The following is a 26,112-nucleotide window of genomic DNA, read 5'->3' on the forward strand; positions in this document are numbered from 1 at the left end:
CCCCGCCCGGCCGGGACTGTCACGGACGTCCCTGTATAGCGCGGGCGCGCCGGGTGGCCGGCGGTGACACCCCGGGGCCGGCCCGGGGTGTCACCCGCTCAGTGGGCGGGCGCGGCCGCGGGCCGGGGCCGGCGGGCGACGCCGCGGCGGGCCTTGGCGAGCCCGCGCAGGCCCTGGAAGGCGAGGTAGCGGCCGTGGCTGAGCAGTTCGGTGCGCAGGCCGGCGGCGCCCGCGGGCGGCCGGTAGCCGGCCGGGCGCAGCGGGGCGCAGTGCTCGGCGGCGCGGCGGAAGAACTCGCGGCGGTCGCCGGGCGGGATCCGGCCGGGCTTGGTGACGATGGTGGTGAGGTGGTCGAGCATCCGCGCGTAGATCACCGGCCGCCAGTGGGCCAGGTCGGGCCGGCCGTCGAGGAAGGCGAAGACCAGGCGGTACTGGCCGAAGATGTCGAAGTGCTTGCGGCTCGCGGTGGCCAGGATGTTGCCGCCCTCGCGGCGCTGGCGGTAGTGCAGGCCGACCTCGTCGAGCAGGGTGATCCGCCCGGCGGCGAGCAGGGCCGGGAAGGTCCAGGGGGTGTCCTCGTAGTAGCCGGCCGGGAAGGTGAGTCCCTGCTGCTCGACGAAGTCCCGGCGGTAGGCCTTGTTCCAGACCACCATCAGCAGGTCGAGCAGGTCGGGGCGCTCGTCCAGGGTGAAGACGTCGGGGCCCGGGCGGGTGAAGACGGCGGCGGAGCTGCTGCGCACCACCCGGCCGTCCCAGTAGGTGCGGGCGTAGTCGTAGACCAGGATGTCGGGGTCGGCGCCGGCGCGCAGGCGTTCGTCGACGTGCTGGAGCAGTCCGGGGGTGAGGGTGTCGTCGCTGTCCAGGAAGAGGACGTAGTCGCCGGTGGCGACGGCGAGGCCGGCGTTGCGGGCCAGGCCGAGGCCGACGTTCTCGGGCAGGTGCAGGACGGTGATCCGGTCGTCCTCGGCGGCCGCGCGGTCCAGGAGTTCGCCGCAGCCGTCCGGGGAGCGGTCGTCGACGGCGATCAGCTCGAAGTCCGGGCAGGACTGCGCCAGCACCGAGTCGAGGCACTCGGCCAGGTAGTCCTCCACCTGGTAGACCGGGACGATCACGCTGAAGCGGGGCATGGGATCACTCATTCCAGGACGGCGCCGGGCCCGCCGGGGTGCGGTGGGACGGCCGGGGCCGGGGGCGGGCCAGCCGCACCCTAGCCCGGCGGGGCCCGGCGGCGCACGTCCGGGCGGTGCGGTGCGGGGGCGGTGCCGGTCGCGGCGGTGCGTCTTCGGGCCGGGCGCGCGGACCGCCCGTGGGATGCGGAAGGTAGGATCGCTGGCGGTAAGTGCCCGGTTCACCCGAAATCGGGCAGAGCGGTCGCACCACCTGATGAAAGGCTCTGCGCAGCCGATGGCCCCCCGCCTCTCCGTCGTCGTCCCGATCTACAACGTCGAGCGCTACCTGGAAGAGTGCCTGGACTCGATCGCCGCCCAGACCTTCGGCGATTTCGAATGCGTCATGGTCGACGACGGTTCCAAGGACTCCAGTGCCGCCATCGCCGAGGCCTACGCGGCCAAGGACTCCCGGTTCCGGCTGGTCAAGCAGGTGAACAAGGGTCTCGGCGCCGCCCGCAACACCGGGTACCGGAACATCGCCGACGGCACCGAGTTCCTGGCCTTCGTGGACAGTGACGACACCCTGCCGCCGAGCGCCTACGAGCTGATGATCGGCACCCTGGACCAGACCGGCTCCGACTTCGCCACCGGCAACGTGCTGCGTTTCCGGGCGATCGGCTTCTATCCGTCGGGCGGTCACCGCAAGCCCTTCAAGGAGACCCGGCTCACCACCCACATCACCGACATCCCCACCCTGGTCACCGACCGCACGGCGTGGAACAAGGTGTACCGGCGGTCCTTCTTCGACGGCGCCGGCATCCTCTACCCCGAGGGCATCCTGTACGAGGACGCCCCGGTCAGCGTGCCGCACCACTACCTCGCCAAGAGCGTGGACGTGCTCTCCGAGCCGATCTACCACTGGCGGGAGCGCGAGGTCGGCGAGATGTCGATCACGCAGATGAAGTTCAACCCCAAGGGCGTCATCGACCGGGTCAAGTCGATGGAGCTGGTGCGGTCCTGGCTGCAGGAGCAGCAGGACCCGAAGTTCCGCCGCTACCTGCGCTCCTACGACGAGAACAACCTCGTCGAGGAGATCCCGATGTTCTTCTGGTCCGTGCTGGAGGGCGACCAGGCGTACCGGGACGCGTACCAGGAGTCGGTGGCGCGGCTGCTGCGCGCGATCGGCCCGGAGCAGGTCCGCAAGCTGCGGGCGCCGCTGCGGCTGAAGTACCACCTGACGGTGCAGAACCGAATGGCCGAGCTGGTCGAGCAGCTGCGGTTCGAGAAGGACAGCAACGGCGCCGCGCCCGCCCGCGGGCTGCTGCGCCCGTACGCCGACTACCCGTTCCTGCGCGGCGGCCGCAAGAGCGTCCCGGCGGACGTGCTGCGGCTGGACAACGCGCTGGTGATGCGCAGCCGGCTGTACGAGGCCGAGTGGAGCGAGGGCCGGCTGCACCTGACCGGCCACGCGTTCCCCGAGCACCTGGGCGCCACCAACCGGCACGACATGGTCAAGGGCCTGGTGCTGCGCGAGAGCAGCGGCCGCCGGGTGGTGGCGGTGCCGACCAAGGCGATGTACAGCCCGGAGGCGACCGCCAGCTCCCCGCACTCGCTGTACAGCTGCGACTGGGCCGGGTTCACCGCCTCGATCGACCCGGAGCGGCTGAAGCACCGCGGGCAGTGGAAGGACGGCTCCTGGCGGGTGCTGGTGGCCGGCGTCGGCAAGGGCGGCGTGTACAAGGGCCGGGTGTCCGGCGGCTGGAGCGACACCGGCGAGTACCCGCCGGTGCACTGGGTCGAGCAGGACGTGCGGATCGTCCCGTGGCTCAAGGACGGCCACCTCAACCTGCGGGTGGAGCGGGTGCGCGCGCGGGTCGTCAAGGTGACCGGCGAGCGCGGCACGGTCGCGCTGTCCGGCATGGTCGGTTCCGGTGCGGACCTGGCCGGGGCCCGGCTGCGGCTCAAGCACGTCGAGTCGGACCGCGCGCTGGTCCTCCCGCTGGAGCTCGGCGTGCCGACCGGCCGTCAGGTGCCGTTCAGCTCCTCCTTCGCCATCGCGGGGCTGACCGAGGTGCGCGAGTCCTGGGCGGCCCTCGACCCGGCGTCCGAGGAGCGGCTGCGCGACCGCTGGGACGTGGAGCTGCTGCTGGCCGACGGCAGCACGCTGCCGGTGGTGGTCGACGAGCGCACCGTCCCGGAGCACCTGGACCTGCCGATCGGCGACCACACCCGGGCGCTGTACTCCAAGCCCTCCCCCAGCGGGTACCTGCAGTTCGCCGACCAGGTGCTGCAGCCGGTGGTCGAGGAGGTGACCGCGGCCGACGACGGCGAGGGCTTCCTGCTCGGCGGCAGCTTCCCGCTGCCCGGGGTGCACCGGTACGAGCTGGTGGTCCGGCACCTGTGGCGCGAGGAGGAGCACCGCTACCCGGTGGAGATCGCGGACGGCCGGTTCAAGGCCGCGCTGCCTGCCGTGCCGACGGCGAGCTTCGCCGGCCGGGTGCCGCTGCGCAAGGGCACCTGGCAGGTGTTCTTCCGGCCGGTCGGCGCGCCCGCGGACAGCCTGTGGCCGACCGCGCTGCTCGCGCCCTCCTGCCACGGTGCGCTGCCGCTGGAGGTGGAGGCCCGCGGCAAGCGGATCGCGCTGGAGCGCCGGCTGTACGACACCCTGTCGCTGGAGTCCCACGACATACTGGATCCGGAGGAGCGCAGCGGTTTCCGCCAGCGCCAGCTGCGCGAGGCGTTCCCGTCGATGCAGCAGCGGCCGCTGTCGGACACGGTGGTCTACCACGCGGCGCTGGGCAGCCGGTACGCCGGTTCGCCGCGCGCCGTGCACGAGGAGCTGGTGCGCCGCGGCGGCGCGCTGCGTCACCTGTGGACCACCGACGACCTGCAGACCGAGGCGCCGAGCAGCGTCGAGCCGCTGCGCCGGCTGTCCGCGGAGTGGTACGAGGCGCTGGCCACCGCCAAGTACGTGGTGACCAGCACCCACCTGCCGCCGTTCTTCACCCGGCGGCCCGGCCAGGTGGTGCTGCAGACCTGGCACGGCACCCCGCTCAAGCGGGTCGGCCACGACTTCGAGAAGGTCTGGTTCACCGACTCCGAGTACCTGGAGCACCTGGAGGCCGAGGTACCGCAGTGGAGCATGCTGGTGTCCGCCAGCCGCTGGGCCACGCCGGTGCTGCGGCGGGCGTTCAAGTTCGAGGGCGAGGTGCTGGAGAGCGGCTACCCGCGCAACGACCTGCTGTTCGCCTCGGACCGGGAGAAGACCGCCGAGCGGGTGCGCGAGCGCCTGGGCCTGCCGGAGGGCAAGAAGGTGGTGCTGTACGCGCCGACCTTCCGGGAGGACCGCCGCCGGCCGCAGGACGGGTACCAGCTGGACCTGCGGATCGACCTGGCGGCGGCCCGCGCGGCGCTCGCCGAGGACCAGGTGCTGCTGGTCCGCGGCCACGAGCTGACCTGCGGCCAGGTGCCGGGTGCCGGTGACGGCTACGTCTGGGACGTCGGCAGCTACCCCGACATGGCGGAGCTGCTGCTGATCGCGGACGTGCTGGTGACGGACTACTCGTCGTCGATGTTCGACTTCGCGAACACCGGCCGGCCGATGCTGTTCTTCACCTACGACCTGGAGCACTACCGGGACAACCTGCGGGGCTTCAGCTTCGACTTCGAGGCGCAGGCGCCCGGCCCGCTGCTGGGCACCTCCGAGGAGCTGGTCGCGGCGCTGCGCGACGTCGACGCGGCGGTCGCCGGCCACCGGGACAGGTACGAGGCGTTCCGCGAGGCGTACTGCGACCTGGACGACGGGCAGGCCTCGGCCCGGGTGGTGGACGCGCTGCTGGGGCAGGACCCGCTGCAGCAGGGCTGACCGTACGCGACTGCCCCCGGGGACCGTCCGAGGACGGTCCCCGGGGGCAGTCGCGCATCCGCGCCGGGGGCTTGCGGGGTCAGCCGCCGAAGCCGAAGGTCCGCCAGGGGCGCCAGACCTCGTCCGGTCCGAACCGGGAGAGGCTGAAGCCGGCCACCTCGAAGACCGCCCGGAAGCCCCGCGCCTGCTCGAAGGCCCGGTCCAGGACCGGGTCGGGCAGGCCGTGCGCGACCGTCACGTGCGGGTGGTACGGGAAGGCCAGCTCGCGGGCGAGCGGCCCGGAGCGGACGTCCGCCTCCAGCGCGCGGCACTCCTGCGCGCCCTCCTCGACCCGGACGAACACCACCGGGGAGACCGGGCGGAAGGTCCCGCTGCCCTGCAGCAGCATCCGGAACGGCCGGTGGCCGACGGCCGCGGCCCGCAGGTGCGCCTCGACGGCCGGCAGCGCGGCCGGGTCGACCGGGGTCGGCGGCAGCAGGGTGACGTGCGTCGGTATCGAGCGGGCCAGCGGGTCGCCGTGCCCGGCCCTGGCGTCCTGGATCTGCGCGCCGTAGGGCTCGGGAACGGTGATGGACACGCCGATGGTGACGGCCTCACCGAGGCCGTCACCGCCGGGGGTGCGCTCCACCGGCATCAGCGCTTCGGCGCCAGGAAGCCGATGCGGTCGTAGACCGTGGCCAGCGTCTCGGAGGCGACGGCGCGCGCCTTCTCACCGCCGAGGCCCAGCACCCGGTCCAGTTCGGCCGGGTCGTCCAGGTACGCCTGGGTGCGGGCCTGGAACGGCGTCACCCAGTCGGTGAACAGCTCGGCCAGCTCGGTCTTGAGGGCGCCGTACATCTTGCCCTCGAAGTGCTCGACCAGCTGGTCGACCGACTGTCCGCTGAGCGCGGAGTGGATGCGCAGCAGGTTGGAGACGCCGGCCTTGTTCTCCTCGTCGTAGGAGACCACCGTGCCGGTGTCTGTCACCGCGCTCTTGAACTTCTTGGCGCTGACCTTGGGGTCGTCCAGCAGGTTGACCAGGCCCTTGGCGGACGACGCCGACTTGCTCATCTTGGCCGTCGGGTCCTGGAGGTCCAGGATCTTGGCCGTCTCCTCCAGGATGTACGGCTTGGGCAGCGTGAAGGTCGGCGCGTAGCGGCTGTTGAAGCGCTCGGCGAGGTCCCGGGTGAGCTCCAGGTGCTGGCGCTGGTCCTCGCCGACCGGCACCGCGTCGGCCTGGTAGAGCAGGATGTCGGCGATCTGCAGGATCGGGTACGTGAACAGGCCGACCGAGGTGCGGTCGCTGCCCTGCTTGGCGGACTTGTCCTTGAACTGGGTCATCCGGGCCGCCTCGCCGAAGCCGGTGAGGCAGTTCATCACCCAGCCGAGCTGCGCGTGCTCGGGCACGTGCGACTGGACGAACAGGGTGCAGCGCTCGGGGTCGAGGCCCGCGCCGAGCAGCTGGGCGGCGGAGATCCGGGTGTTCTGGCGCAGCGTGTCGGGATCCTGCTCGACGGTGATCGCGTGCAGGTCGACCACCATGTAGAAGGCGTCGTTCTCCTCCTGCAGGTCCACCCACTGGCGCACGGCGCCGAGGTAGTTGCCGAGGTGGAAGGAGCCCGAGGTGGGCTGGATTCCGGAGAGGACCCGAGGACGGTCCTTCACCGGACCGGTGGCGGCTGCATTGACCATGCGGGCCATTGTTCCAGCTTCACCGACCGCTCAGGAAACTTCCGCCCCTGGAGGAATCGACAGTGTGACCGCACTCACCCTGATGCGTTCGATCCGGCGGCCGTCCAGCTTGGCGACGGTCAGCAGCGCCCCGCCCTCCACCGGCACCTGGTCCCCCGGCTCGGGGAGCCGACCGAGCTCGCGCACCACGAATCCGGCCACCGTCTCGTACGGGCCCTCGGGCAGGGTGACGCCGGTCTCCTCGGTGAAGTCGGAGAGGTTGAGCAGGCCGTCCAGCTCCACGCCGCCGCCGGCGAGGCGGCGGGTGGCGGTGGTGTCCTGGGCGTCGTACTCGTCCCGGATCTCGCCGATCAGCTCCTCGACCAGGTCCTCCAGGGTGACGATGCCGGCCGTGCCGCCGTACTCGTCGACCACGATCGCCAGGTGGTGGCCCTCGCGGCGCATCTCGCTCATCGCCTCCAGCACCCGCTTGGTGGACGGCAGCAGCTTCACCGGCCGGGCCAGGTCGCGGACCCGGGCGGCGGGCGTGCCGCGCGCGCCGTACAGGTCGCGGACGTGGACGAAGCCGGTCACCGCGTCGTACGAGCCCTCGGCCACCGGGTAGCGGGAGTGCGGGGCGGAGTCGGTCTCCGGGCGGACCTCGGAGACCAGCCGCTCGGCGTCCAGGAAGGTGACCTCGGTGCGCGGCACCATCACCTCGCGCAGCTGGCGCTCGCCGGCCGCGAACACGTCCGCGATCAGGGCCCGTTCGTCGCTGCCGAGTTCGGTGTTGGCGGCGACCAGGCCGCGCAGCTCCTCCGAGCTCATCGAACCGCGGCCGGCCGACGGGTCGCCGCCCAGCAGCCGGACCATCAGGTTGGTGGAGTGGCCGAGCAGCCAGATCACCGGGCGCAGCACCACCGACATCACGTCGACCACCGGCGCGGCCAGCAGGGCGATCGAGTCGGCCCGCTGAAGACCGATCCGCTTGGGTGTCAACTCGCCGAGCACCAGCGAGGCGTAGCTGATCACCAGGGTGAGTCCGACCAGGGCGACGGCGTCGGCGACCCCTTCGGACAGGCCCAGGCCCACGAAGACGGGTGCCAGCTTGCCCGCCAGGGTGTCCGCGCCGAAGGCGGCGGAGAGGAAGCCCATGCAGGTCACCCCGACCTGGACGGCGGCCAGGAAGCGGTTGGGGTCGGCGGCCAGGTGCGCGGCCCGGGAGGCGCGGCGGGTACCGGCCGACTCCAGCGCCCGGATCTGGCCCTCGCGCAGGGAGATCAGCGAGATCTCCGCGACGTTGAAGAGGCCGCCCAGCATGATGAAGACCAGGACGAGCGCCGCGTCCTGCAGTGTTTCACTCACGGTTGGCCATCCTAGGACGCGGCCGAGGGGGTGCGTCGGACCGTCCCGGGGGCGGCGAAGGCCGGACACCCCGGGAGGGTGTCCGGCCTTCGGCCGTCGCGCCGACGGTGCCCGGCCGCGCGGGCCGGGCCGCCGGATCAGATCAGGCCCAGCTCCTGCACGGCGTCGCGCTCCTCGGCCAGCTCGCGGACCGAGGCGTCGATCCGGGCGCGGGAGAAGTCGGAGATCTCCAGGCCCTGGACGATCTCGAACTTGCCGTCCTTGGTGGTGACCGGGAACGAGGAGATCAGACCCTCCGGCACGCCGTACGAGCCGTCGGAGACGATGCCCATCGAGGTCCAGTCGCCGGCCGGGGTGCCGTTGACCCAGGTGTGGACGTGGTCGATGGCGGCGTTGGCGGCCGAGGCGGCCGAGGAGGCGCCGCGGACCTCGATGATCGCCGCGCCGCGCTTGGCGACGGTCGGGATGAAGTCGTTCTCGACCCATGCGAGGTCCGAGCCGGTGGCCTCGAAGCCGCTCTTGCCGGCGATCTCGGCCTGGAAGAGGTCCGGGTACTGGGTGGCGGAGTGGTTGCCCCAGATGGTGACCTTCTTGATGTCCTCGACGGTCACGCCGGCCTTCTTGGCGAGCTGCGCGACGGCGCGGTTGTGGTCGAGGCGGGTCATCGCGGTGAACCGCTCGGCCGGCACGTCGGGGGCGTTGCGCTGGGCGATCAGGGCGTTGGTGTTGGCCGGGTTGCCGACCACCAGGACCTTGATGTCGTCCGCGGCGTGGTCGTTGATGGCCTTGCCCTGCGGGCCGAAGATGCCGCCGTTGGCGGAGAGCAGGTCGCCGCGCTCCATGCCGGCGGTGCGCGGGCGGGCGCCGACCAGCAGGGCCACGTTGGCGCCGTCGAAGGCGGTGGCGGCCTGGTCGGTGATGGTGATGTCACGCAGCAGCGGGAAGGCGCAGTCGTCGAGCTCCATGGCGACGCCCTCGGCGGCCTTCAGACCCTGGGGGATCTCCAGGAGGCGGAGGTTCACCGGCACATCGGCGCCGAGCAGGTGGCCCGAGGCGATGCGGAAGAGCAGGGCGTAGCCGATCTGGCCGGCCGCTCCGGTGACGGTGACATTGACGGGGGTGCGAGTCATTTCTGCCTACTCCAGCAAATCGCCGACGTGCCCCAGGCACGTCGGCGCTGGAGCCGAGGATGATCTCTCGACATCGAGAGAACTGGCCCAGGCTATCGCAACGGGCCCGACCCGGGCGCGTACGGGCGTGGCTGATGCGTCACACGGCCCCGCGGGCCCGCGGCCCGGCCCGGGAACGGCGTCGGGGGTCCGGTCCGGGACCGGACCGGACCCCCGACGGCCGCCGTCGGTACCGCCTTCAGTGCCGCTGGCGGCCGATCAGGTTGCCGATGTTGTCGAGCACCGGGAGCTCCAGCCAGGGATCGGGCTGGGCCACCAGGGTGAGCAGCACGATCACCGCCCCGAGCACGCTCAGCACCGAGACGTCGGTGAACCGGCTGCGGACGGCCAGCAGCCCGACCTCGGGCAGGACCAGCCGCAGCACGGCGCCGAGCAGCAGCGAGGACCCGATCGTCAACACACCGATCTTGAAACCACCGGCGAAGGTGATGGCCAGACCGACCGCGGCAACGGCCAGCACCAGCGTTATCGGCCACTGCCGGACCGGCAGCGGATGGCCCCCGTCGAGCGCCGAGCCGGCGCCCTCCGGCGGCAGCGTCCCGGTGGTCCTCGCCGGACGGCGCCGGGTGCGGCGCGTCACCTCAGCCGCCACGGCGGATCAGTGGCCGGCGCGGCGCTCGGCCGCCTCGACGATGTTGTTCAGCAGCATCGCGCGGGTCATCGGGCCGACGCCGCCCGGGTTCGGCGAGATCCAGCCGGCCACCTCGGCCACGGCCGGCTCCACGTCGCCCACGATCTTGCCCTCGCCGTCCCGGCTGACGCCGACGTCGAGCACGGCCGCGCCCGGCTTCACGTCCTGCGCCTTGACCAGGTGGCCGACGCCGGCCGCGGCCACGACGATGTCCGCCCGGCGCAGGTGCGAGGCCAGGTCCCGGGTGCCGGTGTGGCAGAGGGTGACGGTGGCGTTCTCGCTCTTGCGGGTCAGCAGCAGGCCGATCGAGCGGCCGACCGTGACGCCGCGGCCCAGCACGACCACGTCCGCGCCGTCGATCTCGACCTTGTGCCGGCGCAGCAGCTCGACGATGCCGTACGGGGTACAGGGCAGCGGGCCCTCGATGCCGAGCGCGAGCCGGCCGAGCGAGGTGGGGTGCAGGCCGTCGGCGTCCTTGTCCGGGTCCATCAGCTCGAGGACCGGGTTGGGGTCCAGGCCCTTGGGCAGCGGCAGCTGGACGATGTAGCCGGTGCAGGTCGGGTCCGCGTTCAGCTCGCGGACCACGTCCTCCACCTCCTGCTGGGTGGCGGTGGCGGGCAGCTCGCGCTGGATCGAGGCGATGCCGACCTCGGCGCAGTCCTTGTGCTTGCCGTTCACGTACCAGCGGCTGCCCGGGTCGTCGCCGACCAGGACGGTGCCGAGGCCGGGGACGATGCCCCGCTCCTTGAGGGCCGCCACGCGGACGGCGAGTTCGGACTTGATCGCGGCAGCGGTGGCCTTGCCGTCGAGAATCTGGGCAGTCATGGCCCCATTGTCCTGGATCGGCGCGGGAGTCCGTGCCCGGGTGGCCGCCCGCGCCGCGGATACGGAACGTGTGCCTCTGGTTGCGGTTGCGCCACAGTTGTGTGCGCACTGCGGACGCGGCTGGACAGCACGGGGCGGGACACCGGACGATAAGGCCGGGCCATCCTGCCGCCCACGGCCCGGTGACGGGCCGACGGGGCCGGCGCAGGACGATCTGGGGACGATCTCGGGGGAAGACGACAGTGAGCAATCCGTACCAATCGCCGGATCCGTACGGCGGTTACGGTCCGCCGCAGCAGCAGCCGTACGGCACGCCGCCGCCCTCGCCGTACCAGCAGCCCGTGCCGCCGCCGGTCCAGCAGCCCGCCTACGGGTACCCCCAGCAGCCCTACCCGCCGCAGCCGCAGCCCTACTTCCCGCCGCAGTCGGCCGCCGAGCCGAACAGCATGGCGACGGCCGCCATGGCGCTCGGCTTCGCCGGCATCGTGATCTGCTTCTACGGCGCGATGCTCGGCCCGATCGGGCTCGGCCTCGGCATCGCAGGGCTGAACCGGGCGCAGAAGACCGGCGTCGGCCGCACCCAGGCCATCGGCGGCATCGCGCTCAGCACCCTGGCGATCCTGATCGGCATCGCCGGCCTGGTCTTCTACGACACCCTGACCAAGAACCTGCCGTGACCGCGCTGTCCGCCTCCGCCCTGGCCACCCGCTGGGCCGCCACCGCCGGCACCCTCAAGGGTGCCTGGCTGCGCGTGCTCGCCCGCGGCGCGGGCGGGCTGGTGGCCGCCGTGGCGGTGGCGCAGTTGCACGACGCCCACGACCCCGGTGTGCTCTGCCCGTTGCGCCGGTTCACCGGCATCCCGTGCCCGGGCTGCGGCAGCACCACGGTGTTCATCGAGGCCGGCCACGGCGACCTGCTGGCCTCGGTGGCCGCGAACCCGGTCACCGTGGTGGCCGCGGTCGGCCTGCTGTTCGCCCCGCTGGGCGCCGGGCGCTGGTGGTGGGAGCTGCCGAACGGCCGGCGGAACGCGCTGATCGCCGCCGCCGCCGCACTGTCCTGGGCCTGGCAGTTGCACCGGTTGGGCATCTCCCGGCCCTGAGCCGACGCATTCCTGACGGTTGCTGACCCGCTATTGACCCGCGCGGTGTCAGTATCTTCCGCTAATGTCCCACCCGGTCGGCACCTCAACTGCCCGTCCGTCACAGGAATCCTCCTGTTCCGTCCCGCTGTCCCTTTCCTGCCCGGAGGCAGAGATGAGCTACCCGCCCGACCCGAACAACCCGTACGGCCAGCAGCCCCCGCCGCCGCCGGGCTACGGCTACCCGCAGCAGGCCCCGCCGCCGGCCCCCGGCTACGGCTACCCGCAGCAGGCGCCGCCGCCCCAGCAGCAGGGCTACGGCATCCCGCCGCAGCAGGGCTACGCGTACCCGACCGGCCCGTACTCCAACGCGGGCACGGTGCAGAACTTCTACGCGGGCTGGGGCAGCCGCGTGGTGGCGTACCTGATCGACCACATCGTGGTCGGCCTGATCCCGTGGATCGTGGTCTTCGTCGCGCTCAAGCCGTCGGTCACCACCACCTACTCGGCGAGCGGCTACCCGCACACCGAGACCACCGGCATGGGCGGGTACTACGCCGGCATCCTGCTGGCGAACGTGCTGGTCTGGGCGGGCATCGCGGCCATGAAGGCGACCGGCCAGTCGCTCGGCCAGAAGGCCGTCAGCATCCGCATGGTGCGCGAGTCGGACGGTCAGAAGCTCAGCTTCGGCGCGGCCTTCGGCCGTGAGGCGCTGCACATCCTGGACAGCTTCTGCTGCATCGGCCTGCTGTGGCCGCTGTGGGACGCGAAGAAGCAGACCTTCGCGGACAAGATCATGAGCACCGTGGTCGTCAAGGCCCAGTAGTCCCGGGCCCGGTGATCCGGACAGCCAGAAGGGCCCGTACCCCGCGCGGGGTACGGGCCCTTCGGCGTGCGCCGGACCGGTGTCAGTGGAAGAAGTGCCGGGTGCCGGTCAGGTACATCGTCACCCCGGCCGCGGCGGCGGCCGCCACGACCTCCTCGTCACGGACCGAACCACCCGGCTGAACCACGGCCTTGACCCCGCCGTCGAGCAGCACCTGGAGGCCGTCGGGGAACGGGAAGAAGGCGTCGGAGGCCGCGTACGAGCCCTGGGCCCGCTCGCCGGCCCGGGCGACCGCGAGCTTGGCGGAGTCGACCCGGTTGACCTGGCCCATGCCGACGCCGACCGAGGCGCCGTCCTTGGCCAGCAGGATCGCGTTGGACTTGACGGCCCGGCAGGCCCGCCAGGCGAAGGCCAGCTCGGCCAGCTCCGCCTCGGACAGCGCGTCACCGGTGGCCAGCGTCCAGGTCGACGGGTCGTCGCCCTCGGCGTGGATCCGGTCGGCCTCCTGGAGCAGCACACCGCCGGAGACCGGGCGGACCTCGGTGCGGTTGGCGGGGGCGTCGGGCGCGCGCAGCACCCGGATGTTCTTCTTGCGGGCCAGCACCTCGACGGCGCCGTCCTCGTACGCCGGGGCGACCACGACCTCGGTGAAGATCTCGGCGATCTGCTCGGCCAGCTCCACGGTGACCGGACGGTTGACCGCGATCACCCCGCCGAAGGCGGACAGCGGGTCGCAGGCGTGCGCCTTGCGGTGCGCCTCGGCGACGTCCGCACCGATGCCGATCCCGCACGGGTTGGCGTGCTTGATGATGGCGACGGCCGGCTCGGCGTGGTCGTAGGCGGCGCGGCGGGCGGCGTCGGTGTCCACGTAGTTGTTGTAGGACATCTCCTTGCCGTGCAGCTGCTCGGCGCCCGCGAGGCCGCCGGTGCCGTCGCTGTACAGCGCGGCGCCCTGGTGCGGGTTCTCGCCGTAGCGCAGCACGTTCTGGCGCTCCCAGGTGGCACCGAGGAACTCGGGGAAGCGCTCGTCGCTCGGCGCGTAACCGGCCTCGAACCAGGAGGCGACGGCGACGTCGTAGGCGGCGGTGTGGGCGAAGGCGGCGCCGGCCAGCCGCTTGCGGGTGGCCAGGTCGAAGCCGCCGCCCTTGACGGCGTCCAGGACGTCGGCGTACCGGGCCGGGTCGACCACCACGGCGACCGAGGGGTGGTTCTTGGCGGCCGCGCGGACCATCGAGGGACCGCCGATGTCGATCTGCTCGACGCACTCGTCCGGGGTGGCACCGGAGGCGACGGTGGCCTTGAACGGGTAGAGGTTCACCACGACCAGGTCGAACGGCTCGATGCCGAGCTCGGCCAGCTGCGCGCGGTGCGACTCCAGGCGCAGGTCGGCGAGGACGCCGGCGTGCACGCGGGGGTGCAGCGTCTTCACGCGCCCGTCCAGGCACTCCGGGAAGCCGGTCAGCTCGGAGACCTCGGTGACCGGCACGCCGGCCGCGGCGATCCGGCCGGCCGTCGAGCCGGTGGAGACGATGGCGACGCCGGCGGCGTGCAGGCCCTGGGCCAGCTCCTCCAGCCCGGTCTTGTCGTACACGCTGATCAGGGCACGCCGGATCGGGCGTACGTTCTCGGAGACGGGAGTAGTGCTGGAGGCGGCGCTCATGCCGGAATCCATACCTTTCGGTCTTCGATGCGGTGACCTTCGCGGGCCAGTCGGCCCACGACGTCGACGAGCAACTGGCGCTCGACAGTCTTGATGCGCTCGTGCAGCGCTTCGCCGCCGTCCCGGTGGTCGGCGTCGAGGACCTCCACCACGCCCTGCGCGATGATCGGTCCGGTGTCCACCCCGGCGTCGACCAGGTGGACGGTGCAGCCGGTCACCTTCACGCCGTACGCGAGGGCGTCCGGGACGCCGTGCGCGCCGGGGAAGGCGGGCAGCAGGGCGGGGTGGGTGTTGACGATCCGTCCGGCGAAGGCGGCGATGAACTCCGGGCCGAGGATCTTCATGAAGCCGGCCGTCACCACCAGGTCCGGCTCGTGGGCGGCGACCGCCCCGGTCAGCGCGCGGTCCCAGGCGCCGCGGTCGGCGAAGTCCTTGATCCGGTGGACGAAGGAGGGGATCGCGGCGCGCTCCGCGCGCTCCAGGCCGGCAATGGCGTCGCGGTCCGCGCCCACGGCCAGGATCTCGGCGCCGTACGCCGGGTCGGCCGCGGCGTCGATCAGCGCCTGCAGGTTGGTGCCGGAGCCGGAGACCAGGACCACCAGCCGGGCCGGGCCCGGGGTGCGGGGCGGAAAGACTTGGGCGGAAGCAGCGGCCACTGCGCGATTCTCCGTACGTCGTCGTGCCCGCTGGTACGTCCACCGTCGGTGGGGCCACTACGGGCGGCGCCAGGTCGAGCCGGAATGCCGGGGCCGCGGGTACCGCGCCGGACGGCGGGCCCGGGAACCCTGCTGGGCTGCCGACCGTCACCACGATAACGGCTGGTGAGAGGGCTCCCGTAACCACCCGGCCACGCTACGCGCGTAGTTGAGACGGGGATCTCGCCCGCCCGCCCCGGCCGGACCGGCTGGGGTGCCGCACGGCCGCCCCGGCCGAACCTGGTGGGGCGCCGCACGGCCGCCGACCGCCTGCGAGATCATTGACCGGCAGGCCGCCCGACGGGTGGCCGCAGGCGGCCCGAGCGCCGCACCGACGAGAAGGAATGGCTGACACCATGAGCGGAGACAGCACCGGCGAGCGCAACCCGTTCGCGCCGCCGCCTGCGGACGCCCCCGATCAGCCGTGGCAGCCCCGGATCCCGCCGGCCGGGCAGCGCCCGCCGGCCCCGGACAGCGAGGACCAGGGCCAGGGCGAGCAGCCCCAGGTCCCGCCGCCGCACCCGTGGAGCCCCGGCCACCGCGGCGGCGGCTGGAACCCGCCGCCGCCGGCGCCCAAGTTCGACCCGACCGACCCGGTCCAGCGCAAGGCCCGGTACGCGCTGAGCTCCGGCATCGGCGCGCTGCTCTGCCTGCTCCTCGGCTACCTCCCGGTCTCCCTGCTGCTCGGCGCGCTCGCCGTGTACTGGGCGGTCAGCTCCCTGCGCGGCGCCCGCACGGCGCAGGGGGCCGCTCCGGCGCAGGGCACCGGTGGCGCGCAGGGAGTCGGTGGCGCGCGGGGACTCGGTGGCGCGCAGGCCGCCGCATCCGGGGCCCAGACCCCGGCGGCGGTGGCCGGCCTGTTCATCGGCGCGGCCTCGGTGCTGGTCACCATGGGCTGGTTCGGCACGCTCACCTACTACAACGACTACGTCGTCTGCGTGCAGGACGCCCCGACCATCGAAGCCCGGCACAGCTGCCAGGTCAGCGACCCGGCACCGCGCTGGCTGGTCACGCTCAAGGACCCCGACTCGCTCTGAGGCGGGACCGCGGGTACCTCACCGGGGGCGGCCCCACCGGGGGCGCGGGGAACGGCGCGATTCGGAAGGCGCGGCGCCGTACCTCCCGCCTCGCGCAGTTCCCCGCGCCCCTGGTGGGGTGACCGGAGCGGCCACCAGTAGGGGCGGCGCCGTACCTCCCGGCTCGCGCGGTTCCCCGCGCCCCTGGGGGGGACCGGAGCGGTCCGTGCCGCCGGTGGGGTGCCGCGTCAGCGGTTCCGGCGGGTGCGGGGGAAGGGGAGCGGTAGATCGGCGGCGCGGGTGAGGGTGTGGTGCAGGGCCGCGCGCGGGCGGGCCGTGTGCCGTACTGCCATCCGGGTCAGCCACCGCCACCAGGCGGGGGCGTCCGCGCGGGTGCCCCACCAGCGGGCCAGCAGGGCGCCGGGCGGCGCGGTGACGGCCAGCCAGACGGCGACCGCCGCCCCGGTCCGCCAGGGTGGCGGCCCCAGTTCCGACATCCGGCCGGGGCCGAGCGAGCCGCCGGCCGCCCACCCGGCGAGGACCGCCAGCAGGCCCGCCAGGAGCGCCGCGCCGAGCGCCGCCGCCGTGGTGGCCCGTACCGACCACCGCGGACCGTCCGTCGCCGGCCGTTCCCCCGCCGCCGCCCGGCCGAGCAGCACCGCCGGTCCCGCGGCGGCCAGCAGCGGCACTGTGCACAGCAGCGGCCACCAGCCCGCCCCGCCGGGCCCCGGCACCAGAGCGAGCAGCGGGAACTCCGGTACCGCGCCCACCGTGGTCCCGATCGGCGCGACGGTCGTCCCGGTACCGACCGCGAAGCCCGTCCCGAGCAGGTACGCGGCGGCCCACAGGACGGCGTTCGGCAGCAGCAGCGCGCAGGCAAGCAGCAGGCCGAGGCAGCCCGCCACACCCCCGCCGAGGGTGTGCGCCGACCTGCCGGGCCCGCCCGCCAGTACGCCTGCCGTCAGCAGCAGGCCGCCGCCGGCCGCCAGCGCCAGCAGCCAGAGGGCGGCCGCCCGTACGGCTGTGGCCACCGCTCCGGGCGGCGGCTCCCACGCGGGTGCCCGCCCTTCCCCCCGCCCCTCAGCCCCGCTGTCCGCCCCACGGTCCGCCCCGCCGTCCGCCCACCACCGGGGCACCCTCGTGAGCGGGGCCAGCGCCACCAGCGCGGCGAGCGCCGGCCGCAGGCGCCCCGCGCCGGCCCACACCCCGCACCCGAGCCCGCAGGCCAGCAGCACCGAGACCGCCATCAGGTCCGCCACCGGCCGGGCCCGCAGCGCCGCCTCCTGGGCCGAGCACTGGGCCACCGCCAGCGCCGCCACCGTCAGGTAGCCGGCGCCCACGGCGAACGGGGAGCGCCAGTTCGGGCGCCCGCGCCGGCCGAGGCGGACCCCGGCCCGGTAGAGCGCCGTCAGGGTGACCGCGGTCAGCAGCAGCGGGGTCACGGTGACCGGCCCGGCCTCGCCCCCGCGGGCCAGCGGCGCCGCGTGGCCGAGCAGCCAGAGCGCGCAGGCCAGCCGGACCGCGCCGGCCGCGGTGTCGTCCGAGTACGGCGCCAGCACCCACAGCCCCAGGACCGGCACAGCGACCACGGAGAGCGTCAGGAGCGCCGTCCGTACCCCCGTCAGCAGGTCGGCGAAGGTCGAGCGGGTGCCCAGTCCGCTCGGCAGGCCCAGGATCGGACGGCCCATCAGCTGCGTCATGGGCTTCATGCTCCCAAGGGGGCCCGTTGCGTCGTGTCAACGGGCAAACCTTCGCCGTGTCCCGGATTATCGGTACATGTGCCTACATTCGCTCAGCAGCCGGGGCGAGGGATCACGGTGACCGCTCCTTCGACCACCCGGAAGCGCAACCGGAGGTCCGCTGCCTCCGGGAAGCCCGCCGCCGCCAAGACGCCGTCGCCACCCCGGCGGGACGCCGCCCGGCTGCTCCGGCTGCTGACGCCCCGCGAGGCGCAGCTGCTGGCCCGGCTGGCGGACGGCGAGGAGCTGGCCGCCATCGCCGCCGACCTGGAACTGTCGCCCGCCATGGCGCGGACCCGGCTGCACCGGGCACTGCGCAAACTGGGCGTACGGTCCGCGGCGGAGGCCACCGCGCTCGCCGACCACGCCGACGACCAGGCCGACTATCGGGCCACCGACCAGGCCGCCGAGGCCCCGCCCGGCACGAGCCGTGACACCGGCACCGAGGCCGACGGCAGGGCCGACGCCGACGCCGAGGCCGAGGCCGGGGCCGGTGAGGACACCGAGACCGGCGGCGGGGCGGGCGGGGACGCCGTTCCGCCCGAGTTCGACGACTTCTGCCTCGCCGTCCACGACCGGCTGGTGCAACAGACCTTCCTGCTGACCGGCTGCCGGCACCGCGCCGTGCACTGCGCGCACCTCGCCCTGGGCACCGCCTCCCGGCAGTGGCCGCAGGTCACGGCGCTGCCGGACCCGGAGGGCTGGGTGCGGGCGCGGGCCTTCGACGCGGCACTGTCCCCGTGGCGCCGGGGCGGCCCGCGGCGGGCGCACCTGCTCACCCTGCCGCACCGGCGGATCCGGGTCGGCCCCGCCGGGGTCGGGCCGGAGGACCGGCTCACCCCGAGGGACCGGGCGCTGCTCAAGGCGCTCCGCCGGCTGTCGCGGCCGCGCCGGCGGGCGCTGGTGCTGCACGACGCGCTGGGCCTGCCCGCGGCTGCGGTGGCGGTCGAGGTGGAGGCGAGTTCGGCGGCGGCCGCCGGGCGGATCCGCGCCGCCCGGGCGGCGCTGGCCGGGCAGGTGCCCGACCTGGTGGGCCCGGACCCGTCCGATCCCGGGTTCGGCGACCGGCTGGGCGAGCTGATGCACCGGGCGGCCGTGCACGGCTGTGCGACGCCGTGGCGGCCGTCCCCGCGGCTGCTGACGGTGGAGAGCCGGCTGCGGACCGGCGCGGTCACCGGCGGCGCCGCCCTGCTGACCGTGGCGGTCGGCGCCGCGGTGGTGGCGACCTTGCTGGGTAGCGGGCCGGCCGAGCTGTTCCGCTCGCCCGCGCCCACGCCGCCACCGCTGTGCACGACGGCGGACAACGGCAGCGCGGGTCCGCTGCTGCCGGGCGCCGACGCGGGTGTGCGCAGCCACTGGTGCGAGGCGGCGGGGACGCAGTCGGTGGTCCTGGTCCAGGCCGCGATGATGTCCTCGTCGCCCTCGGCGGAGGCCGCGGCGACGGCGGCCGCCGTGGAGGCGCTGCCGGTGCCGGTGGGCTGCCCGGCGTTCCGCCCCTGCCCGACCGGTGCGCCGCCCGGGGTACCACCCCTCGCCGACCGACTCCGCTGACGCCCTCCGGGCAGCGGGTGCCGGGTCGGGTACCGAGCAACGGGTACCGGGTCACCGGTGGACTGCCCGGCGGCCCGGTCCTGTCCGGCCGGTGTGCCGCCCGGGTCCCGGCGCCGGCCGACCGGCCGCGGTGGCTGGGCCGCGCCTGACGACTCCGCCGGGCGCCCGACGCCGAGCAACCTCCTACCCCGGCCTTCGGCCAGGAGGTGCCCGCTGATCCGACGCGACTCGTCGGACACGGCCCAGCGGGCTGCGCTGCTGGGCTGCCCGGCGTTCCGCCCCTGCCCGACCGGTGCGCCGCCCGGGGTACCACCCCTCGCCGACCGACTCCGCTGACGCCCTCCGGGCAGCGGGTGCCGGGTCGGGTACCGAGCAACGGGTACCGGGTCACCGGTGGACTGCCCGGCGGCCCGGTCCTGTCCGGCCGCTGTGCCGCCCGGGTCCCGGCGCCGGCCGACCGGCCGCGGTGGCTGGGCCGCGCCTGACGACTCCGCCGGGCGCCCGACGCCGAGCAACCTCCTACCCCGGCCTTCGGCCAGGAGGTGCCCGCTGATCCGACGCGACTCGTCGGACACGGCCCAGCGGGCTGCGCTGCTGGGCTGCCCGGCGCCGGGAGCCGCGGAAACGCCGAGGGCGCCGCGGACGGGAATCCGTCCGTGGCGCCCTCGGGTGGTTACCGGGCTGATCAGCCGATCAGCTCACGGGCCAGGCGAGCGGTCTCGGACGGCGTCTTGCCGACCTTGACACCGGCGGCCTCGAGGGCCTCCTTCTTCGCCTGCGCGGTGCCCGAGGAGCCGGAGACGATGGCGCCGGCGTGGCCCATGGTCTTGCCCTCGGGGGCGGTGAAGCCCGCGACGTAGCCGACGACCGGCTTGGTGACGTGCTCGGCGATGTAGGCCGCCGCACGCTCCTCGGCGTCGCCGCCGATCTCGCCGATCATGACGATGATCTTGGTCTCCGGGTCCGCCTCGAACGCCGCGAGGGCGTCGATGTGGGTGGTGCCGATGACCGGGTCGCCGCCGATGCCCACGGCCGAGGAGAAGCCGAGGTCACGCAGCTCGTACATGAGCTGGTAGGTCAGCGTGCCGGACTTCGAGACCAGGCCGATCGGGCCGGACTTGGTGATGTCGGCCGGGATGATGCCGGCGTTCGACTGCTCCGGCGAGATCAGGCCGGGGCAGTTCGGGCCGATGATCCGGGTCTTGTTGCCCTTCGAACCGGCGTACGCCCAGAAGGCGGCCGAGTCGTGGACCGGGACACCCTCGGTGATGACGACCGCGAGGCCGATCTCCGCGTCGATCGCCTCGACGACGGCGTCCTTGGTGAACTTCGGCGGCACGAAGATGACGGTGACGTCGGCACCGGTCTTCTCCATGGCCTCGGCGACGGTGCCGAAGACGGGCACCTCGGTGCCGTCGACGTCAACGGTGGTGCCGGCCTTGCGCGGGTTCACACCGCCGACGATCTGGGTGCCGGAGGCGAGCATGCGGCGGGTGTGCTTCATGCCCTCGGAGCCGGTCATGCCCTGGACGATGACCTTGCTGTCCTTGGTAAGGAAGATAGCCATGATTCAGTCCTCTCCCTTACTTGTTGGCCAGCTCGGCGGCGCGGTCGGCCGCACCGTCCATGGTGTCCACCTGCTGCACCAGCGGGTGGTTGGCGTCGGTCAGGATCTGACGACCCAGCTCGGCGTTGTTGCCGTCCAGGCGGACGACGAGGGGCTTGGTGACGGCCTCGCCCTTCTCCTCGAGGAGGGCCAGCGCCTGCACGATGCCGTTGGCGACCGCGTCGCACGCGGTGATGCCGCCGAAGACGTTGACGAAGACCGACTTGACGTCGGTGTCGCCCAGGATGATCTCCAGGCCGTTCGCCATCACCTCGGCGGACGCGCCGCCGCCGATGTCGAGGAAGTTGGCGGGCTTGACGCCGCCGTGGTTCTCACCGGCGTAGGCGACCACGTCGAGGGTGCTCATGACGAGACCCGCGCCGTTGCCGATGATGCCGACCTCGCCGTCGAGCTTGACGTAGTTGAGGCCCTTGGCCTTGGCCGCGGCCTCCAGCGGGTTCGCGGCGGCCTTGTCCTCGAGCGCCTCGTGGCCCGGCTGACGGAACTCGGCGTTCTCGTCCAGCGAGACCTTGCCGTCGAGCGCGATGATCTTGCCGTCGCCGGACTTGATCAGCGGGTTGACCTCGACGAGGAGCGCGTCCTCGGCGATGAAGACCTTCCACAGCTGCTGCAGGACGTCGGCGACCTGGTCGGCCACGTCCGCGGGGAACTTCGCGGCGGCGACGATCTCGGCGGCCTTCTCCGGGGTGCAGCCCTCGTTGGCGTCGACCGGGATCTTGGCCAGCGCGTCGGGGTTCTCCTCGGCGACGACCTCGATCTCCACGCCGCCCTCGACGCTGGCCATCGCCAGGAAGGTGCGGTTGGTGCGGTCCAGCAGGAACGAGACGTAGTACTCGTCCTTGATGTCCGCGGTCTGGGCCAGCATCACCTTGTGGACGGTGTGACCCTTGATGTCCATCCCGAGGATCGCCTCGGCCTTGGCGACGGCGTCGGCCGGGTCGGCGGCGAGCTTGACGCCACCTGCCTTGCCTCGGCCACCGACCTTCACCTGAGCCTTGACGACGGCGCGGCCGCCGAAGCGCTCCGCGATGGCGGCAGCGTCTGCGGCGGTCTCGATGACATCGCCGTCAAGCACGGGTACACCGTGCTTGGCGAAGAGGTCCCTCGCCTGGTACTCGAACAGGTCCACGTGTTTGTCCTTGTTCGTGGTCGCGGATTGTGTCTCTACGAGCGTGCCACGGCAGGATCTTCGCTGCGGGTCGTCGGGGCTGCGCAGGTACGCAGATTTGCGGCCTTGCGGCCCACACAGCGCCGGGCGCACCGTCAATCAACACGCGCGTCACGTCCGTGTGGCAGGTTATCCCCGTACGACGGGCGTGTTTCGCCCGGGACCGGCTCGGCTTTGGTGAGAACCGTCACAACAGGCGGACCCGGGCCTACCACCCACCCCCCTCCGGAGCCCGGCGCCGGGGGTGCGGGCACCGGACCAGGGCCACACCTTCGGGTGAATCCGTGTCCTGCGGAGACCGGCGGACGGGCGGGTTCAGCGGTCGGACGGGCGGGGTTCAGCGGTCGGCCGGCACCGGCAGCGGCCGCTTCTCGATCGCGGCGGCCATGATGTCCGGGAAGGCGTCCGGGGTGCAGGCGAAGGCCGGCGCGCCGAGCGCGGCCAGTGCGGCGGCGTGCGCGTGGTCGTAGGCCGGGGCACCCTCGTCGGAGAGCGCCAGCAGGGCGATGAACTGCACGCCCGAGGCCTTCATCGCGGCGACCCGCTTGAGCATCTCGTCCCGGATGCCGCCCTCGTACAGGTCGCTGATCAGCACCACGATCGTCTCGGACGGCCGGGAGATCTTCGACTGGCAGTACGCGAGGGCGCGGTTGATGTCGGTGCCGCCGCCGAGCTGGGTGGCGAACAGGACGTCGACCGGGTCGGTGAGCTGCTCGGTCAGGTCGACCACGGAGGTGTCGAAGACGACCAGCCGGGTGTCGAGGCTGTGCATCGAGGCGAGCACCGCGCCGAACACCGCCGAGTGGACCACAGAGGCGGCCATCGAACCGGACTGGTCGATGCAGAGGATCACGTCCTTCTTCACCGCGCGCTGGGCGCGGGCGTAACCCACCAGCCGCTCGGGGACGACCGTGCGGTGATCGGGGAGGTAGTTCTTCAGGTTGGCCCGGATCGTGCGGCCCCAGTCGATGTCGCGGTGGCGCGGGCGGTTGACCCTGGCGCTGCGGTCGAGCGCGCCGCCGAGGGTGGAACGGGTGCGGTCGGCCAGCCGTCGCTCCAGCTCCGCCACCACCTTGCCGACCACCGCGCGGGCGCTCTCCCGGGTGGTCTCCGGCAGCGCGTGCTTCAGCGAGAGCAGGGTGCCGACCAGGTGGACGTCCGGCTCGACCGCCGCCAGCATCTCCGGCTCCAGCAGCAGCCGGTCCAGGCCGAGGCGGGTGATCGCGTCCTGCTGCATCAGCTGGACCACCGTGGTCGGGAAGTACTCCCGGATGTCACCGAGCCAGCGTGCCACCTGCGGGGCCGAGCCGCCCAGGCCCGCGCTGCGGCCGCCGGTCCGGCCCTGGCCGCCCGGCTCCGCGCCGGAGCCGCGGTAGAGCGCGGCGAGCGCGCCGTCCATCGCGGCGTCCCGGCCGGACAGCGTGCAGCCGGTGCCGTCGGCGTCACCGCCGAGGACCAGCCGCCAGCGGCGCAGCCGCTCACCGTCGGGGTCGGCGGCGGCCTGTGCGGTGGCTGCCTGGGCTGTGGTCATCGGGCACTCCTTCGGTACGGGCGGCGGTCGGACGGATGTGGTGGCCAGGGCGGTTGTGGTGGCCGCGGCGGGTGTGGTGGCTGTCGTGGGTGCGGCGGCTGTCGTGGGTGCGGCGGCTGTCGTGGGTGCGGCGGGTGGCGCCGGGCCGGGCGGTCCCCTCCGCTGCCCGGCCCGGCGCCCGCTCAGCCCGCCCGGCGGTCGGCCTGGCGCGGGATCACCGGCCGCCCGGCGGGCAGGCCGAGCAGCAGGGCGAGGGTGGACAGCGCGGCGTCGGCCCGGTCGGGGTCGAGGTCCACCGCGGCCACCGCGGCCGGGGCGGCGGGGCCGCCGAGCCGTCCGGCGGCGACCCGCTCGCCGACGGTGCGCCGTACGCCCGCCTCCAGGGCGGAGAAGGTGCGGCGGAGCACCGGCAGCAGATCGGTGAACGCCTCCGGACGGACCCGGGTCAGCCAGTCGTCCAGCAGCGCGAGCAGCCGGGTGTCGTGCAGCAGCAGGGCGCCGCCGCCGGACAGGAAGCCCTCGACCCAGCCGGCCGCGTCCGCGGGGGTACCGGCCGGTGAGAGCACCAGGCCGAGCCGGCGGCCCGCCTCCTCGGCGCCGAGCCGGGCGTCGTCCAGCAGCAGCCGGACCGCGCGGCCGCGCAGCACCCCCGGCGCGCCGCTGGCCGGTCCGCCGGACGGCTCGCGGGCGGCCAGCGCGTGCAGGGTGGCGGCCCAGCGGTCGGCGACCGGGTCCTCGCCGGTGTCCTCGGCGGCCAGCAGGCCCACGGCGGCGTGCACCGCGTCCAGGTGGGAACGCATCGCGTTGGCGCCGTCCGCGTCCAGGCCGGTGCAGGCGGCCGGCAGGCCGACGCAGATCCGCTCGGCGAGGCCGCGGGCGACCTCGCCGAGGGCCGCGCCGTCGGTGCCGCGGACGTCGCCGTAGCGCAGGGTGCGGACCAGCGCGGGCAGCGCGGCTGCCAGCTGGGCGATGTCGGTGTCCAGGGCGGCCCGGTCGGCGATCAGCCGCATCACGGCGGGCAGCGCGGCCGGCAGGTCGGCGAGCAGGCAGCGCTCGGCCAGCGCCGTCAGCTCGGCCAGCTCGGTGGCGCGGGCGGCCTCGCCGACCGCCTTGCCGGCGGCCGCGCCCTCGACGGTGGTGCCCCACTGGGCGGCCTCGACCACCCGGACCGCGAACTCCGGCTCCCAGCGCAGCCGCCAGGTCTCCCGGAAGGTGCCGGTGGAGTTGACCGCCGAGCGGCCGGGGACGCCCCAGCCGATACCGAGCAGCCGCAGCCGGTGCAGCAGGGTCGAGCGGGCGGCGTCCAGCTCCTTGCGGAGGTCCAGGACGAGCTCGCGGTCGTCCGGCTCCGGCTTGAGCCGCAGGCTGCGCTGGAGCCGGGCGAGGTCGCGCTGGAGCGGGACGGCGGGGGCCGCGTCGGGCACCTCGCCGAGCGCGTCGCCGACCACCAGCCGGTCGTGCACCAGGGCGAGCGCGACGTCCGAGCCGTCGCACATGACGGCCCGTACGGCGTCCAGCGTCTCGGTGAGCCCGGGCAGCGGGCGGCCCCGCATCGCGGCGAGCGTCCCGGCCAGCCGGACGGCCTCGATGACGTGCGCGGAGGAGACCGGGTGGTCCTCGGCCCGCAGCAGCTCGGCGACCCTGGTCAGCCAGCGGGCGACGGTGTCGCGCTCGGCGGTGAACAGGTGGTGGTACCAGCCGGGCGAGTCGACGCCCGCGCCGTACCCGGAGTGCTGGGAGAGCCGGCGGTGCGTCCAGGGCACCCAGGTGATCTCGGTGCGCACCTTCTTCGGCAGGCCGGCCAGCAGCGCCTTGTCGTGCGCCACGGTGGGCAGCTCCCGCAGCGCGGGGACGTGCCAGGCGCCGCAGACCACCGCGATCCGGCGGTGGCCGGCCCGGCGGGCGGCGCGCAGCTGCTGGCGCATGTACGCCTCGCGCAGCTCGTCGCGGCGGAGCACCGGCGCGTCCTCGCGCAGGGCCGCCATCGCCTCGGCGACCGCCTCGAACGGGGCGAGCGCGTCGGCGCCGGGGGCCCGGTGCTCGACCACGTCCTCCCACCAGCGCTCGGGGTCGTCGTGGCCGGCGGCCGCGGCGAGCGCGGCGATCGGGTCCGTGGTGGCGGGACCGTCCACCTCCCCGGAAGTGCCCCCAGGCACTCCCGGCCCGTCCGGTGACGGCGGTTCGGCGGCGAGGCTGTGGGCGGCCGGCAGGTCGATGAAGCGGACCGGGACCTGCTGCTCGACCGCGTACCGCAGCGCGACCCACTCCGGTGAGAAGACCGCGAACGGCCAGAACGCGGCCCGCGCCGGGTCGTCCACCACGTGCGCGAGCAGGGCCACCGGCGGCACCAGGTCCTTCTCGGCCGCCAGCGCGGTGAGCGCGTCGGCCTCCGGCGGGCCCTCGATCAGGACCGCGTCGGGGCGCAGCTGCCGCAGTGCGGCGGCCACGGCGCGGGCCGACCCCGGCCCGTGGTGCCGGATGCCGAGCAGCGTGACGCCGGGCGGCGCGGCCGGCGGTGCGGCCGGTGCCGTCGGTGTGGCCGCGGCCGGTGGGGTCGGCGCGGCGGGCGTCGGTCCGTGGGCCATG

The 26,112-nt window shown here is 74.0% G+C and carries 20 protein-coding genes; 6 read left to right on the forward strand and 14 right to left on the reverse strand.

Going from position 1 to position 26,112, the window contains the following annotated elements:
* Nucleotides 1–98: 98 nt before the first annotated feature.
* Nucleotides 99–1,127, reverse strand: a complete 1,029-nt coding sequence (locus AB0D08_RS04475; protein ID WP_359886177.1) for a glycosyltransferase — start codon at nt 1,125–1,127, stop codon at nt 99–101.
* 277 nt (nt 1,128–1,404) lie between these two features.
* Here AB0D08_RS04475 and AB0D08_RS04480 point away from each other — a divergent pair, with 277 nt between their 5' ends.
* Nucleotides 1,405–4,974: a bifunctional glycosyltransferase family 2 protein/CDP-glycerol:glycerophosphate glycerophosphotransferase gene (locus AB0D08_RS04480; protein WP_033817977.1), complete on the forward strand. Its 3,570-nt coding sequence runs from the start codon at nt 1,405–1,407 to the stop codon at nt 4,972–4,974.
* A gap of 79 nt (nt 4,975–5,053) precedes the next feature.
* Here the strand turns inward: AB0D08_RS04480 and AB0D08_RS04485 are convergent, their stop codons facing one another.
* The 6 genes from AB0D08_RS04485 to AB0D08_RS04510 all read right to left on the reverse strand — a co-directional run bounded on the left by AB0D08_RS04485 (nt 5,054) and on the right by AB0D08_RS04510 (nt 10,635).
* Complete coding sequence (locus AB0D08_RS04485; protein ID WP_359886178.1) at nt 5,054–5,602, reverse strand: 2'-5' RNA ligase family protein; 549 nt, start codon at nt 5,600–5,602, stop codon at nt 5,054–5,056.
* A 5-nt stretch (nt 5,603–5,607) separates the two neighbouring features.
* Nucleotides 5,608–6,645 (reverse strand): tryptophan--tRNA ligase, encoded by a 1,038-nt coding sequence (trpS, locus tag AB0D08_RS04490; protein ID WP_359886179.1) that lies wholly within the window; start codon nt 6,643–6,645, stop codon nt 5,608–5,610.
* A 30-nt stretch (nt 6,646–6,675) separates the two neighbouring features.
* The gene (locus AB0D08_RS04495) at nt 6,676–7,989 is read right to left on the reverse strand and encodes a hemolysin family protein (protein WP_033817974.1); all 1,314 of its coding nucleotides are present in this window, start codon (nt 7,987–7,989) and stop codon (nt 6,676–6,678) included.
* Between the two features lie 137 nt (nt 7,990–8,126).
* The gene (locus AB0D08_RS04500) at nt 8,127–9,119 is read right to left on the reverse strand and encodes a malate dehydrogenase (protein ID WP_033817973.1); all 993 of its coding nucleotides are present in this window, start codon (nt 9,117–9,119) and stop codon (nt 8,127–8,129) included.
* A gap of 238 nt (nt 9,120–9,357) precedes the next feature.
* Nucleotides 9,358–9,759 carry a DUF3017 domain-containing protein gene (locus AB0D08_RS04505; RefSeq protein WP_033817981.1) on the reverse strand — a complete coding sequence of 134 codons (402 nt, stop codon included), beginning with the start codon at nt 9,757–9,759 and terminating at the stop codon, nt 9,358–9,360.
* A gap of 18 nt (nt 9,760–9,777) precedes the next feature.
* Complete coding sequence (locus AB0D08_RS04510) at nt 9,778–10,635, reverse strand: bifunctional methylenetetrahydrofolate dehydrogenase/methenyltetrahydrofolate cyclohydrolase (protein WP_033817972.1); 858 nt, start codon at nt 10,633–10,635, stop codon at nt 9,778–9,780.
* Nucleotides 10,636–10,877: 242 nt separating this feature from the next.
* On the opposite strand from AB0D08_RS04510, the gene AB0D08_RS04515 reads away from it, so the two are divergent.
* From AB0D08_RS04515 to AB0D08_RS04525, 3 genes are all read left to right on the forward strand, one after another.
* The gene (locus AB0D08_RS04515; RefSeq protein ID WP_359886180.1) at nt 10,878–11,312 is read left to right on the forward strand and encodes a DUF4190 domain-containing protein; all 435 of its coding nucleotides are present in this window, start codon (nt 10,878–10,880) and stop codon (nt 11,310–11,312) included.
* Complete coding sequence (locus AB0D08_RS04520) at nt 11,309–11,734, forward strand: DUF2752 domain-containing protein (protein ID WP_158515429.1); 426 nt, start codon at nt 11,309–11,311, stop codon at nt 11,732–11,734. Before AB0D08_RS04515 ends, AB0D08_RS04520 begins: the two co-directional genes overlap by 4 nt.
* Nucleotides 11,735–11,888: 154 nt before the next feature.
* The gene (locus AB0D08_RS04525) at nt 11,889–12,539 is read left to right on the forward strand and encodes an RDD family protein (RefSeq protein WP_033817971.1); all 651 of its coding nucleotides are present in this window, start codon (nt 11,889–11,891) and stop codon (nt 12,537–12,539) included.
* An 82-nt stretch (nt 12,540–12,621) separates the two neighbouring features.
* Here AB0D08_RS04525 and purH read toward each other — a convergent pair whose 3' ends face one another.
* Together purH and purN are read right to left on the reverse strand one after the other, a co-directional pair.
* Nucleotides 12,622–14,199, reverse strand: coding sequence for a bifunctional phosphoribosylaminoimidazolecarboxamide formyltransferase/IMP cyclohydrolase (gene purH, locus AB0D08_RS04530; protein WP_359886181.1), 1,578 nt, complete (start codon nt 14,197–14,199; stop codon nt 12,622–12,624).
* The gene (gene purN, locus AB0D08_RS04535; protein WP_033817969.1) at nt 14,196–14,855 is read right to left on the reverse strand and encodes a phosphoribosylglycinamide formyltransferase; all 660 of its coding nucleotides are present in this window, start codon (nt 14,853–14,855) and stop codon (nt 14,196–14,198) included. The genes purH and purN overlap by 4 nt, the downstream gene beginning before the upstream one ends.
* 395 nt (nt 14,856–15,250) lie before the next feature.
* On the opposite strand from purN, the gene AB0D08_RS04540 reads away from it, so the two are divergent.
* Nucleotides 15,251–15,931, forward strand: coding sequence for a hypothetical protein (locus AB0D08_RS04540; RefSeq protein WP_051811619.1), 681 nt, complete (start codon nt 15,251–15,253; stop codon nt 15,929–15,931).
* 227 nt (nt 15,932–16,158) lie between these two features.
* Here the strand turns inward: AB0D08_RS04540 and AB0D08_RS04545 are convergent, their stop codons facing one another.
* Nucleotides 16,159–17,610 (reverse strand): DUF6350 family protein, encoded by a 1,452-nt coding sequence (locus AB0D08_RS04545; RefSeq protein ID WP_359886182.1) that lies wholly within the window; start codon nt 17,608–17,610, stop codon nt 16,159–16,161.
* 117 nt (nt 17,611–17,727) lie between these two features.
* Between AB0D08_RS04545 and AB0D08_RS04550 the strand changes: the two genes are divergently transcribed.
* On the forward strand, nt 17,728–19,200 hold the full coding sequence (locus AB0D08_RS04550) for a LuxR C-terminal-related transcriptional regulator (RefSeq protein ID WP_359886183.1): 1,473 nt from the start codon (nt 17,728–17,730) through the stop codon (nt 19,198–19,200).
* 685 nt (nt 19,201–19,885) lie between these two features.
* On the opposite strand, the gene sucD is transcribed toward AB0D08_RS04550, so the two are convergent.
* From sucD to AB0D08_RS04570, 4 genes are all read right to left on the reverse strand, one after another.
* Entirely contained in the window at nt 19,886–20,767 is an 882-nt protein-coding gene (gene sucD / locus AB0D08_RS04555; protein WP_033821243.1) for a succinate--CoA ligase subunit alpha, read from the reverse strand.
* 16 nt (nt 20,768–20,783) lie between these two features.
* The gene (gene sucC / locus AB0D08_RS04560; RefSeq protein WP_033821244.1) at nt 20,784–21,956 is read right to left on the reverse strand and encodes an ADP-forming succinate--CoA ligase subunit beta; all 1,173 of its coding nucleotides are present in this window, start codon (nt 21,954–21,956) and stop codon (nt 20,784–20,786) included.
* 376 nt (nt 21,957–22,332) lie between these two features.
* A complete protein-coding gene (locus AB0D08_RS04565) occupies nt 22,333–23,526 on the reverse strand; it encodes a VWA domain-containing protein (protein WP_359886184.1) in 1,194 nt (397 codons plus the stop codon).
* Nucleotides 23,527–23,708: 182 nt separating this feature from the next.
* Nucleotides 23,709–26,111, reverse strand: coding sequence for a DUF5682 family protein (locus AB0D08_RS04570; protein WP_359886185.1), 2,403 nt, complete (start codon nt 26,109–26,111; stop codon nt 23,709–23,711).
* Between the last annotated feature and the right edge of the window lies 1 nt (nt 26,112).

Source organism: Kitasatospora sp. NPDC048540, from assembly GCF_040651175.1.
In the GTDB taxonomy this organism is placed as follows: domain Bacteria; phylum Actinomycetota; class Actinomycetes; order Streptomycetales; family Streptomycetaceae; genus Kitasatospora.